The 12,089-nt window shown below is 62.6% G+C and carries 15 protein-coding genes; 6 read left to right on the plus strand and 9 right to left on the minus strand.

Annotated elements, in window-relative coordinates; genetic code table 11:
• Nucleotide 1: 1 nt before the first annotated feature.
• From KQ307_RS07195 to KQ307_RS07230, 8 genes are all read right to left on the minus strand, one after another.
• The gene (locus tag KQ307_RS07195; RefSeq protein ID WP_259727480.1) at nucleotides 2–301 is read right to left on the minus strand and encodes a nucleotidyltransferase family protein; all 300 of its coding nucleotides are present in this window, start codon (nucleotides 299–301) and stop codon (nucleotides 2–4) included.
• Between the two features lie 57 nt (nucleotides 302–358).
• The gene (locus KQ307_RS07200; RefSeq protein WP_259727481.1) at nucleotides 359–520 is read right to left on the minus strand and encodes a hypothetical protein; all 162 of its coding nucleotides are present in this window, start codon (nucleotides 518–520) and stop codon (nucleotides 359–361) included.
• Nucleotides 521–879: 359 nt separating this feature from the next.
• Nucleotides 880–1,236, minus strand: coding sequence for a DUF5615 family PIN-like protein (locus tag KQ307_RS07205; RefSeq protein WP_259727482.1), 357 nt, complete (start codon nucleotides 1,234–1,236; stop codon nucleotides 880–882).
• The gene (locus KQ307_RS07210; RefSeq protein ID WP_259727483.1) at nucleotides 1,233–1,466 is read right to left on the minus strand and encodes a DUF433 domain-containing protein; all 234 of its coding nucleotides are present in this window, start codon (nucleotides 1,464–1,466) and stop codon (nucleotides 1,233–1,235) included. The genes KQ307_RS07205 and KQ307_RS07210 overlap by 4 nt, the downstream gene beginning before the upstream one ends.
• Before the next feature lie 101 nt (nucleotides 1,467–1,567).
• On the minus strand, nucleotides 1,568–1,759 hold the full coding sequence (locus KQ307_RS07215) for a hypothetical protein (protein WP_259727484.1): 192 nt from the start codon (nucleotides 1,757–1,759) through the stop codon (nucleotides 1,568–1,570).
• Between the two features lie 53 nt (nucleotides 1,760–1,812).
• A complete protein-coding gene (locus KQ307_RS07220; RefSeq protein ID WP_259727485.1) occupies nucleotides 1,813–2,133 on the minus strand; it encodes a DUF86 domain-containing protein in 321 nt (106 codons plus the stop codon).
• Nucleotides 2,117–2,413 (minus strand): nucleotidyltransferase family protein, encoded by a 297-nt coding sequence (locus KQ307_RS07225; RefSeq protein WP_259727486.1) that lies wholly within the window; start codon nucleotides 2,411–2,413, stop codon nucleotides 2,117–2,119. The genes KQ307_RS07220 and KQ307_RS07225 overlap by 17 nt, the downstream gene beginning before the upstream one ends.
• Nucleotides 2,414–2,543: 130 nt before the next feature.
• On the minus strand, nucleotides 2,544–3,185 hold the full coding sequence (locus KQ307_RS07230) for a hypothetical protein (protein ID WP_259727487.1): 642 nt from the start codon (nucleotides 3,183–3,185) through the stop codon (nucleotides 2,544–2,546).
• A gap of 164 nt (nucleotides 3,186–3,349) precedes the next feature.
• On the opposite strand from KQ307_RS07230, the gene KQ307_RS07235 reads away from it, so the two are divergent.
• Together KQ307_RS07235 and KQ307_RS07240 are read left to right on the plus strand one after the other, a co-directional pair.
• Complete coding sequence (locus KQ307_RS07235) at nucleotides 3,350–3,673, plus strand: nucleotidyltransferase domain-containing protein (RefSeq protein WP_259727488.1); 324 nt, start codon at nucleotides 3,350–3,352, stop codon at nucleotides 3,671–3,673.
• Nucleotides 3,666–4,064 (plus strand): HEPN domain-containing protein, encoded by a 399-nt coding sequence (locus KQ307_RS07240; RefSeq protein ID WP_259727489.1) that lies wholly within the window; start codon nucleotides 3,666–3,668, stop codon nucleotides 4,062–4,064. Before KQ307_RS07235 ends, KQ307_RS07240 begins: the two co-directional genes overlap by 8 nt.
• A 9-nt stretch (nucleotides 4,065–4,073) precedes the next feature.
• Here KQ307_RS07240 and KQ307_RS07245 read toward each other — a convergent pair whose 3' ends face one another.
• The gene (locus tag KQ307_RS07245) at nucleotides 4,074–6,125 is read right to left on the minus strand and encodes a DUF3427 domain-containing protein (RefSeq protein WP_399254022.1); all 2,052 of its coding nucleotides are present in this window, start codon (nucleotides 6,123–6,125) and stop codon (nucleotides 4,074–4,076) included.
• A 62-nt stretch (nucleotides 6,126–6,187) separates the two neighbouring features.
• Between KQ307_RS07245 and KQ307_RS07250 the strand changes: the two genes are divergently transcribed.
• From KQ307_RS07250 to KQ307_RS07265, 4 genes are read left to right on the plus strand one after another with little or no spacing between them, the layout of a single operon-like run.
• On the plus strand, nucleotides 6,188–8,137 hold the full coding sequence (locus tag KQ307_RS07250) for a hypothetical protein (RefSeq protein WP_259727491.1): 1,950 nt from the start codon (nucleotides 6,188–6,190) through the stop codon (nucleotides 8,135–8,137).
• A gap of 4 nt (nucleotides 8,138–8,141) precedes the next feature.
• Nucleotides 8,142–9,191, plus strand: a complete 1,050-nt coding sequence (locus KQ307_RS07255) for a hypothetical protein (protein ID WP_259727492.1) — start codon at nucleotides 8,142–8,144, stop codon at nucleotides 9,189–9,191.
• A complete protein-coding gene (locus tag KQ307_RS07260) occupies nucleotides 9,188–9,898 on the plus strand; it encodes a DUF6339 family protein (protein WP_259727493.1) in 711 nt (236 codons plus the stop codon). The genes KQ307_RS07255 and KQ307_RS07260 overlap by 4 nt, the downstream gene beginning before the upstream one ends.
• Before the next feature lie 11 nt (nucleotides 9,899–9,909).
• On the plus strand, nucleotides 9,910–11,943 hold the full coding sequence (locus KQ307_RS07265) for a DNA cytosine methyltransferase (protein ID WP_259727494.1): 2,034 nt from the start codon (nucleotides 9,910–9,912) through the stop codon (nucleotides 11,941–11,943).
• The last annotated feature ends 146 nt before the right edge of the window (nucleotides 11,944–12,089 follow it).

Consider the following 12,089-nt stretch of genomic DNA (forward strand, 5'->3'; position numbering starts at 1 on the left):
TTCAGAGTTCCAGGAGAAGCCGCCGTGACGCGTCCACGTCTTTGCGGAAAAAGGGATTGTGGATCATGGATTCCGTCAGGAGATCCACTGGACGGCCAAAGAGGGCTTCCAATTCATCGGCGAAGGAACAGAAGCGCCGGGCATAGCCCGGTTCTCGTTGGCCCGTCATCTGCACGATGAAGTCCAGGTCACTGCTGGCAGGGTCAAACAGGCCCTTCGCCGCCGAGCCGAACACTTCAAGCCGATCCACGCCGTAGCGATCGCACAGGTGCCTGAGCGGCTCAAGCCGGTCGACCAGCAAGGGCAGCAGTGGGGCAGCCGTGTCCATGGGGTCAGGTTAGTGGAGTCGTGGGTTCCCTTAAGCCGCCACCGCCAGCTCCGGATAGAAGCCCCCCGGAATCGGCCGCTGCAGCCGCCAGCGAATCGCCATCGGCCGCTCGCCTTCATGGCTCACGTCGTCGGCAAAGCCCAGGCACAGAAACGGCAGCGTGACGCTGCCGCGCTTGTTTTCCTCCCGCACGAACAAGCATCACGCGTCTGCCGCGGGCGCGGTGGTGGATGGTGCGCTGGCCGGTGGCTGAGGCTCTGGCTCTCCCAGTGGAACTCCAGCGGGGAGATGGCGACGTCGTTGGTGCGGGTGGTGGGGGAGAACAACCGCTCGGATTTTTTCAGGGTGATGAAGAACACGTCGCAGCGCGACGCCTCATCAAAGAACACCCCAACTGCTGCGCAGAAGCCATCGGCTACGCGGCCGGGGAAGGGACGGGCTTCGGTCAATAAGCCAAACGCCGCAAATACCTCGGCGCGGAGGTTGGCGGTAGCCCAGAGCCACAACAGGCCTTCGGCCAGCAGCACGCGGCACTGGCGCTCCGCCTATCCTTATGGCGTCTGAGCTTCAGGGCTGAGGAGAAGAAAGCCGGCCTCTGGATGGGTCGCGAACGCTTCGATCGCCTCGAGATTGTTCAGAAGCAGAGCGGCTGTGGCTGCATTGCCGGCATTGCCGATCGCCAGGCAGATCACTTTTGGGGGAAAACCACGGGACACGCTGAGCCGGAGAAAATCCTCGTCCTTGGTCACCAACAGGACGTCCTCAGAGCGAGCCCGTTCCCAGATCGTCAGATCATCAGCTCCACCGAGGCCAAGCAGCCGCACATGGGTTGGTTCCGGAAACCGACCTGAGAGCAGTGGCAGCAGACGTTCTGAGAGGTTCTCGTCCAGCAGCAAGCGGACGCTCATGCCGCCGAGGAGGAATGGATGATCAGGCAACGTTCCCGGTCTGCCGCATAGGCAAGGCAGGCGAGCACGTCGTCATGGCTGAGCTGCGGGAAATCCTCCAGCAGTTCCGCTTCACTCATGCCACTACCCAGATAACCGAGGACATCCCCCACGGTGAGTCGGGTGCCGCGAACGCATGGCTTCCCGAAGCGCACCGCCGGGTTGATGGTGATCTGTGCCTGGATGTCCATAGGTCAAAGCTAAACAGCCAACCCCATCACCGGCAGCCACGCTGCAGGAATCTGCCGCTATGGCCGCCAGCGAATCGCCATCGGGCGTTCGCCCTGGTGGCTCACGTAGTCGGCAAAGCCCAGGCACAGAAACGGCAGCGTGACGCCGCCGCGCCGGTGCTCTGGCTCTGCCAATGGAACCGGGAGGGGCCGAGGGCCAGGTCGCGGGTGCGGGTGGTTGGGGAGGAGAGGGCTTCGCTTTTGCGCAGGGTGATGAACAGAAGGCCGATGATGGTGGGCTGGTGCCAGCGCACGCCTTTGCGTTGGATCCAGGAGGCTTCTCATTCCCTCAGGACCAGGCAGTTCGTCAGGACAGAACGGTCTTCAGCTGAAGGATCAGCAGCGGCAATTCCACCTGGATCACATCCCATACCACATCAAGATCGACCCCCAGGTAGGCGTGGATGAGTTGATTGCGCATCGCGATGATCTCCTCTGGGATGCGAGTGGCGGCCTCGCCGATCAGCTCGATGTTGCGAAGAACGGCGTCCTGCATCAGCTGATTTGCCTCGAACTGCGCACGGTCCAGCTCAGCGCAGTAGCTCACGGCACGATGGGCAAACCGATCCATGTCCTGCGCATAGAGGCGCCAGTCACGTTTCGGATTGTCGTCAGAGGGGGATGGCATCCGCCTCCACTGCAGGTCTGAGCTCCTGCCGGAGTGCTTGTTCTGTCACCAGATCGACAGGTTGCTGGAGCAGATCTTCCAGGAACAGCTGAAGGCCATAGAAGCGTCTGGCGGTGGCAGGGCCGTCGAAGGCCACCAGCAGATCCACATCGCTGCTCGATGTTGCTGTGCCACGCGCCCAGGAGCCGAATAATCGCAGGCTGTGCCCGCCGAAACGCTCACTCCAGACGGGCGCGTGCTGGCGTAACTGGCTGATCAACGTTTCTGCACTGACGTCCATGGCCTACTGGGAACGCTCAGGAGTGGTCTGGCACGAGGCTAAACCGCCACCGCCAGCTCCGGGTAGAAGCCCCCAGGAATGGCCCTTTGCAGCCGCCAACGGATCGCCATCGGCCGCTCGCCTTCGTGGCTCACATAATCGGCAAAGCCCAGGCACAGGAACGGCAGCGTGACGCCACCGCGCCGGTTTTCCTCCCGCACCAGCAACAGCACTCGGCTGCCGCGCTCTCGGTGGTGGATGGTGCGCTAGCCGGTGGCTGAGGCTTCGCGGCTGAGGCTCTGGCTCTCCCAGTGGAACTCAGTGCGGGAAATGGCGTAGTCGTTGTAGCGGGTGGTGGGGAGAACAAGCGCTCACTCTTCTTCAGGGTGATGAAGAACACCTCGCAACGCGACGCCTCATCGAAGAAGACACCCTCGCGGCCGGGGAAGGAGCGGGCTTCGTTCAACAACCCAAACGCCGCAAACACTTCAGAGCGGGAGTAGCGGCCGTGGAGCTTCAGGGGCACCGGGAGAGCAGGTTCGCCATCGGCCAGAAACGGCCAATCGAGCGGCGCCACCAGGTGGTCGGTGCGCTCCAGCAGGAGCCCAGACAGCTCCACCAGCTCAGCGCGGATGGCAGCAGCGGCCCAGAGCCGCACCAACGACTTGGCCAGCAGCATCCGCCACTGACGCTCAGCCAACAGATCAAACCCCGCCACCCGATAAAACTCCCCCAACTCATCCCGAGCCCGTCGAGCAGCGCCGCCAGCGAGCAGGCTCCGAGCCGGCGGCATTCGGCGAGCAGCTGGGGCTGGCGGCTGGGCAGCGACTCGCGCAAATTTGAAAGCACCCGCTCAGTGGAGACGCCGAGCAGGGCGCGGTAGCGGAGGTCGTGCCGGAAGCGGCGGTTGGCCAGGCTGCAGGTGATGGCCCTGGCGTTGCCGGCGATGATGGAGCGATGCCAAAGGCACCACTCATCACCCAAGAAGCTCTAAAGGCCTTCACCGATCGTCTGGTGGAGGCGTTCGCCCCGGAGCAGGTGATTCTGTTCGGCTCGATGGCACGAGGAACGGCCGGACTGGGATCGGATGCCGATCTGCTGGTGGTGATGCCCTTCGAAGGAAGAGCCCTGGAGAAGATTCTGGAAATCTGCGAGGTTTGCCACCCCGAGTTCCCTCTGGACATGCTGCTTTGGCGGCCCGAGGACATCCCCAGGCGCTATCGCTGGGGAGACCCTTTCATCCGTGCAGCCCTTGATCATGGGGTGGTGCTGTATGGCTGAGCGCAATCCTGTTGTTGATGAGTGGATCAGCAAGGCCGAAGGGGATTGGCGCGCCATGGAGTTGTTGCACCACCAGCCAGGGCATGAAGATGCCGTAGTTTTTCATGCTCAGCAGTGCTTGGAAAAGTATTTCAAGGCAGCTCTGATTGCCCATGGGGAGTCTGTGCAGAAAATCCATGATCTTCGGGAACTCTCCAGGCAACTTAAGATCTTGATGCCGGATTGGGAAGCTGATCCTTCTGATCTGAGCCGGATCACCCAGGGAGGGGTGATCTTTCGCTACCCGGGGATGGAGGCAAATGCGGATGACGCCGCCAGTGCCGTGGCCATCACCAAAGGGGTGAGGCAGCGGCTTTCTGGATGGCTGAGGACTCTTCCTGAAGTCAGTTGAACCGCCCCCTCAAACCGCCACCGCCAGCTCCGGATAGAACGCCCCCGGAATCGCCCGCTGCAGCCGCCAGCGAATCGCCATCGGCCGTTCGCCTTCATGGCTCACGTAGTCGGCAAAGCCGAGGCACAGAAACGGCAGCGTGACGCCGCCGCGCTTGTTCTCCTCCCGCACAAACAACAGCACCCGGCTGCCGCGCTCTCGGTGGTGGATGTATCTCTGCCCGGTGGCGGAGGCTTGGCGGGTGAGGCTCTGGCTCTCCCAGTGGAACTCAGTTCGGGAAATGGCGTAGTCGTTGTAGCGGGTAGTGGGGGAGAACAAACGCTCGCTCTTCTTCAGGGTGATGAAGAACACGTCGCAGCGCGTGGCCTCATCAAAGAACACCCCCTCCCGGCCGGGGAAGGGGCGGGCTTCGTTCAGCAAGCCGAACGCCGCGAACACCTCGGCGCGGGAGTAGCGGCCATGGAGCTTCAGGGGCACCGGCGGGGCTGGTTCGCCAGCCGCCAGAAACCCCCAGGCGAGCGGCGCAACCAGGTGATCGGTGCGCTCCAGCAGCAGCGCGAACAGCTCCACCAGCTCGGCGCGGATGGCAGAGGCGGCCCAGAGCCGCACCAGGGCTTCGGGCAGGGGCAGGTGCTGGCGGCCACTGCCCCAGAGCTGGGCCAGCAGCATCCGCCACTGACGCTCCGCACACAGCTCCAACCCCGCCGGATCGGGCGCCACGGGCCGCTGCAGCTGATCCACCAGCCAGCGCAGGCGCTCGGGGTCGTCGAGATGCAGCAGGCCGCCGGCGATGCCCCGCCCCAACCGCTCTTCATCCGCCGTGGGCACACCCGAGGCCGCACCCGTCACCCCCCACCCCAGCTCCCGCTGCAGCAACGCCCAACACCCCGCCACCCGATAAAACTCCCCCAGCTCCATCCCGAGCCCCTCCAGCAGCGACGCCAGGGAACAGCGCCCCAGGCGGCGGCATTCCGCCAGCAGTTGGGGCCGGCGCGTGGGCAGCGACTCGCGCAAGTTGGCCAGCACCCGCTCCGTGGAGACGCGATCGAGCTGGAGGCTGCAGCCGGCGGGGAGGAAGGGGAAGCCGGTTTCGATCTGCTGGCGCAGCTGGTCGCGGGTGCCGCCGAGCAGGGCGCGGTAGCGGAGGTCGTGGCGGAAGCGGCGGTGGGCCTGGCCGATGAAGTCGAGCACCGTGAGGCAGCTCTTGCCCGGGCAGAGGCGCAGACCGCGGCCGAGCTGTTGCAGGAACACGATCGCGCTCTCGGTGGGCCGCAGGAACAGCACGGTGTCGATCTCGGGGATGTCGAGCCCTTCGTTGAACAGATCCACCGCGAAGAGGATCTGCAGCTCACCGGACCTGAGGCGGCGGATCTGCTCGGCGCGCTCGTCGCGGGAGCTGGAGGCATCGAGGGAGGCGGCGCGCAGGCCGGCGCCTGTGAACTTGCGGGCCATCCAGCCGGCGTGCTCCACGCTCACGCAGAAGCCCAGGGCCCGCATGGCGTGCAGGTTGGTGATCTTGCCCTCGAGTTCGCGCAGGATCAGGCGCAGGCGGGCGTCGTCGGCGGTGTAGAGGTTGGAGAGGGCCTCGGTGGCGTAGCCGTTGCGGCGCCATTCGATGCGCGAGAGGTCGGTGCCGTCGTGGAGGCCGAAGTAGTGGAAGGGCGCCAGCAGGCCCTGGTCGAGGGCGCTCCAGAGGCGCAGCTCAGCGGCGCTGTGGCCGCCGAACCAATGGAGGATGTCGAGCCCGTCTGTGCGTTCGGGGGTGGCGGTGAGGCCGAGCAGCAGACACGGCGCCAGGTGGGCCAGCCAGCGCTCGTAGCTGGAGGCGGCGGCGTGGTGGAACTCATCGACGATCACCACGTCGAACGTGCCCGGCGCCAGGCCCGCCGGATCGACCCCCGCGAGCGACTGCACCGAGGCGAACACAGGTTGCCACTGGCCAGGACGCTGGCCATCCACCAGCAGCTCGCCGAAGGAGCCATTGCGCAGCACCTGGCGGAAGGTGGCGAGGCTCTGCTGGTACGGCCCGAAGGAAAGGTGGCACTGGCTACTGGGCAGCAGTACGCCTGTTCCCTATGATCTCTCCGACGCTGCATCTAGTGTTCCCACAACTTTCAGACGCCATGGCTGCGCAGCTCACATGGGTCACGACCCCTGCGCTCGGACAGGGAAGATCAAGCGGTGGCAGTGCTGCCGCTGAACTGTTCGAGGGCGGTGGCAGCCAGCGCAGACGGACTCTCCTGGAGACCCTCGTACGGGAGATCTGCCAGAACAGCACGGATCAGCGCCTCGGCCGAAAGGCTGCGGAGGTCTGTTTCGACCTGATCCTTCTTCGAGGGCAGGAGCGTGATGCTTTTCTCTCCGCCATGAACTGGGAGGCGCTGCGTCCCCATCTGGCTGCCGTGCGAGGGGGAGGTGGAGCAGCGCTGACCCTGCGCGCCGGTCTTGAGGCGATGGAGGCCGAAACTCTGGTCTGCCTCCGCATCAGTGACAGCGGCACAACGGGGTTGAGCGGAGACGACTGGGATGAGGAAGGCAACTTCCGGCGTCTCTGCGTCCAGAATTTCTCAACAGGAGAGGAGACCGGACGAGGCGGCAGCTTCGGCCTCGGCAAGGCGGTCAGCTGGATGCACTCCCGTCTTCTCACGGTGCTTTTCTCATCCTCTGTACAGGGCATGGAGGACAGAGGGCTTCGGGTGTTCGGCCGAAGTGAGCTGCCTGCCCATGAACTTGATGGCGAGGCCTTCCTGGATGGCGCCTACCTGGGGGCGGCGGCTGAGCGGGACGGTATTCCCGTGGCTCTCTCCGACTGGCGTTCAGCTGAGGCGGTCTGCCCGCTCCAACTCGATCGGGGCGGCCTTCGAGGATGCGGAACCTCTCTCCTGATTCCGGCGTTTCACGAGCCCGACCGTGATGACGTGGGAAGCCTCGGGATCCGAGAACCGGAGGAGCTCTGCCGCGATCTCACCGAGGCTGCAGCGAAGTGGTTCTGGCCCGCCATCAGCTGGGGCCGACTGAAGGTCCGCTCACGCGTGCTGGTTTCAGGCGAATCCAGAGCAAGTTTCGAGAGCCGGTCTGAGGTGAGTGGGCTCTGGGCTCCATTCCTGGCTGCCTCACGCATGGAGCCCGGGGGCGAACCTGCTCTGGTGCCTGGTGATTCAGCCGCCATCGATATCACCGGATTCCCACTCCCCCGGCGGATTCAGCCGGCGGAACGGCCGGAGCTCCTTCACCCGGCTCTGGCAACTCTGATCCGGGTGGGTGTGACTCGCGTTTCTCCGAGTGAGGCCTGTCTGCCCTGCCGCTCCACCATCGCCATGATCCGTGGTGCCGGGATGGTCGTGGACTACGCCGAAGGGCTTCGTCTCCAGGACGGTGGCAGTTACTGCGCAGTCGCCCTCGTGGGATCCGCGCTGAATCACACACCTCCATCTGAAGAACTCGAGAACTGCAGGGAGTTCGCTGGTGATGCAGAGGAGTATTTCCGCGCCGCCGAACCCGTCACCCATGACGACTGGCTGCCTACTACTCGCCGGTTGCGGGAGAGCTATGACTGGCGCGGGTCGTCCGGCCGCCTGAGGGGCCTGCGGAGTGAGATCCGCCAGCTCCTCCAGCTACGGCTTCTCAGCGACGATGAGCCCGCACCGGATGCAGGACCTGAACTGTTGATGCGAATGCTCAGCCTGGGAGACGGTGGTGCACCCGTGGCAGCTGCCGCCAGGGGAGAGAAGCCCCGTCTGGAAGTTCGTGTTGATCGTGAAGGATCCTGGTTTGACCGGGAACGAGGGGGATGGTCCCTGCAGGGTGAGCTGATCCGTTATGGGCGCGCCGAAGGGCCTGCGACAGTCGGACTGAGCTTTCGAAGCATCGCGGATTCAGGCCAGGGTGATTGCTGGCGTATCTCAGGGATGGAAATCCATGGCTCAGAAAAGAATCTGAACATGGACAACATCGATGGTCGCCGGCTTCTGTTCTCCGTGGACAGTGGGTTCTCCGCCGTTCCCTTCCGCTGTCTTGTGTCACCCCCCGGTGGTGTTGACCCGGCGTTGACGGGTTTCCGTCAGGGAGGCTGAAGCAATGGAATTTCTTCCCTGGCGAACCGTTGATCTCGATGGGGCCTTCCGTGTCACGGCACCGGAGAGCATTGCAGAAGAGGTCATTCAGGAGGTCAGCAATGCCGTCACCTTCCGTTTTCGTGGCGATCTCAGTGATGTGAGGCTGGAGATCCTGCTTACCCCACCATGGGGCTGGGAGGAATGTTTCCTTCCCGCTGAACAGGAAGATGCTCCTGGTCAGTTCCTTTGCAGATTGATCAGTCGCTCCACCGGAAGGCGCATCGTGATCCCGTTGGTGCATGACGGGTTTGGCCTGTGGTACGCGGAAACCTCCTACAAAGCTCTGCTGGATGGGGAGGAGATCCGTGCGGAAGCACTGCTTGTGCGGACCGGTGAGCCAGAAGCACCGATGAATGGCTATGGCTGTGTGAGAGGCCAAATCCTCGGCCGCAGCAGGATCCACACCGTTCGTTTCTCCGGTCGCTCCCGCTCCGCCGAGCCCCTGTTCCACCTGCGCTGGGAAACGTTCCCTTCGGGGAGTAGCCATCAGCTCTTCCGGATCCTTCCAGGCGAACCACCCACGATTGAATTGAATTCCGGCGTAAGCGCCCCCCTTCGGCGGCTGCTGATGAGTCGCTCGCGGCGGCGCAACGGGGGGGCATTGTTACGTGACGCTCTCTTCAGCAGCATCTGCTCCAGCGTTTGGCCTGTGCTTGTCTCCACGGCGCTGCATGATCTCGAAGGAATCGTCGCAGCAGATGCCGGCGCGGCCCCTGAGGAATCGATCGACCAGCTGTGTGCCTGGCAGCGTCGCCTGCTTGCACTCTTTGCGGCAGGTCTGGCCGGGGTGGATCTGGAACCCCATGTCGCACTGCCCCAGCTGGTGATGGAGCTGAGGCGCCCGGGAGGCTTCACGGCTCTCATGCTTCGGCTACCCCCGCTGATCCAGCAGGAAACCAGGCTGGTGAAACTGGCCGAGGCGATGTCTGAAGGGGCCCACCTGCCACTTGAGGCTGAGTTTTCCAGCTCAGCCAACGAGATCTCCACTGAAACCATGGTGGAGGTGGCATGAGCAATTCTCTTCAGAGGCTGCAGAGCCCCATCAGCGAACAGGGCCTTGTCGAAGCCCTGCGCAATGCCAGGGGTCTGCCCGTGAGCGGCTTCCCCGGGGAAGTGGATCTGAGTCTGTTGGATCAGACGATCCAGGAGGTCATCGAAGCTGGCATCAGAGAGTCTGCTCTTGATACCTTCTTGGTCGAGCCCCTTCACCGCAGCCTTCGGGGGATGGAAGAAGAACTGAGAACAGACATGCGGATCTGGCACTGGCTAACCGTGGTGAGGTATCCGGAGATCGTCTGGCTTCGTTGGCGGGGCTCAGTTCCGGCTGATCCTGAGGATGGCTTCATGGTGGGCAACGGTCGGCGGCCGGTGCCGTCTGTGCGATTTCTTGGCACCGCCTCGATCAATGGACATGGACGCAACACCTTTGCGCGGCTCTTCTTCGCGGCCGAGCGGTTGATCGGCAGTGATGGCAATGATTACGACCTCGTACGGAGGCTGTTCAGCAGCCAGGAGCTTCATCTTGGTCTCAGTGACCGTGAATATGGCCTGCTTCCCCGCGTGAACCGCGTACTGACCCGGCAGCTTGCCGATCTGCCAGATCAGCAGGTGAGGGCAGGGGTGAGGAACCTGAATGCACTCGGAGGTTCGATCTGTCTCGATCTGCTGGATGAAGCTGAGATCCAGCAGCTGGTATGTCCTGATCCAGTGCAAGCCTGAAGGAGTGCGTGATGGCGAAAACAACTGTTCTCCAGGCTGATCCTCACCGGCTGAAGGCGCTGAAGGGCCCGGAGCAGAAACTTGAAGCCCATCCAGAAGCCTGTGGCCTCGAAGATCTCCCGGACCATGTCCGAAAGCTCGAGGGGAACAGGCCCCTGGCCGTTGATCTTTTCTGCGGTGCAGGAGGCCTGAGCCTGGGCCTGCACAGGGCTGGATTCGAGGTGATCCTTGGCGCAGATATCCGTCCGGATTCGATCGCCACTCACCGGCATCACTTCGGCGGGTGCTCCCACAAGGGTGATCTGAGCAATCCGGAGGAACTTCAGAAGATCATCCTTCAGCTCAACCGCTGTGGCGACATCGCGCTGGTGGCTGGTGGGCCTCCCTGCCAGCCCTTCTCGCGAAACATTCGCTGGCGCAAGCACGATGAAGACGTTGCCGGACAGCACTGGGAGCTCAACAGCAGCCGACGGGAGCTCTGGGAATCCTTCATGACTGTGGTGGAAGACGTTCGGCCGAGGGCGTTCCTGATGGAAAACGTCCCTGATATCGCTCTCACCGGTGATCAGGAGATCTTCCGGAATGTGGTCAGCAGAGGTGAAGCAGCCGATTACCGAGTTCATGCGCGCATCGTCTACGCCTGGCAGTACGGCGTTCCACAGCTTCGCCCCCGTCTGTTCATCGCCGGGACCCGAATCGGGTACACCTCCCCATTGCAGTGGCCGGATCCGGAATGCACTGAGCAAACGGCCCCCTCCCTGTTGGACGCGATCGGGGATCTGCCTTCGCTGGATGGTGACTGGTGGGAGGACTGGCAGGCAAACAATAGTTATGTAGGCCCTTCCTCTACCTACCAGCGACTGATGCGCGATTGGTTACCGGTGGGCCATCGAGACCTGCACGACCACATCACCAGGAAGGTTCGTGAAGACGACAAGATCACCTTCGAATTGATGCGCAGCACGGGCAAGAAATACCACGAGCTGGATGATGAGCAGCGCCGTTATCAGGTGACCAGTCGGGCACAGAGAGAAGGAAGAATGCAGAAAGAAAGCGGAAAGGAGCACAGTTTCGGCAACAAGTACAACGTCCTCGAACCCGATCAGCCCTGCATCACCATCACGGCCCATATGTCAAAGGATGGCTACTGGTACATCCATCCATCTCAGAACCGCACACTATCCATCCGGGAAGCAGCCAGGGTCCAGTCCTTCCCGGATGGGTTCAGGTTCCATGGAACACCCTCCAACCGGTTCCATCAGGTCGGGGAGGCAGTTGCACCACTCGTTGGGTTCGCTCTGGGAAAGGCACTCCTGAGTGCTGTTCAGAAGAAAGAAATCAGTAATTGCTGGCTACAGCCGGAGGAGATCCGCAGTGCTCTTGTCAGCTGGTACGGCACTGAGGGAGGTGGATCCCAGCTCCCATGGGCGAGGCAAAGAGAGAACGGTGAAGAGATTCCCGAGGCTCTGCGCGCTTGGCGCGTGTTTCTTGGAGAGCTGTCTGTGGCAACCATGAAGATCGAACACCAGGCGCTGTACTGGAAGAGGCTCCTGAGCCGGTGGCCTGACCATGATGTATTCCTGAAGGACCCTGAACCCAGCAGGCGCAGAACCTTCCGCAGCCTGCAGTTGGAGAGGGCCGAGAGCCTTCTTCACCAGGTGGCAATCGAACTGCGAGAAGACTTGCCATGGAGCGAATGGGTGCGCCGCGACCTTGATGGGCTTGGCCGTGACCGGATCCGCCAGTGCCTCGCGATGGTGGGGATCACGGCAGATCGTTCGTGCAATGTCGGCCTTGGACGGATGGTAGGCCGAGTCATGGGGATTGAAAAGATTGTCGGAAGCGGGTCAAGGCAGCTCAGGGAGCTTCATCTCGGTCTAATGCTGGGGGGTGATTCCGATGGCCGCGTGTACCGGGCAGCTGTGGCTGTTGCAGATCGCTGGTGCACTCCTGAGCCTTTATGCAATGGCGCCAGAGGTGGTAATGATCAGCCATGCCCGATGTGTCTCTCAGGGAAATGTAGCTACATAACCATTGCCAGTTGAGCCGCCTGACTTCACAAAGTTCTGCCTCAGATTATAACTCAGTCGATATGCAAGCATTTTGCCTCCCTTGAGTTCACACTATTGGCACACAGTGGTCTTTAGGCGATTGCCCAATGCGGTCCTATCTGTAGTTTTTGAAGACTCGG

Origin of the sequence: Synechococcus sp. CS-1326, from assembly GCF_025128115.1 — a bacterium.
Classification (GTDB): Bacteria; Cyanobacteriota; Cyanobacteriia; order PCC-6307; family Cyanobiaceae; genus Regnicoccus.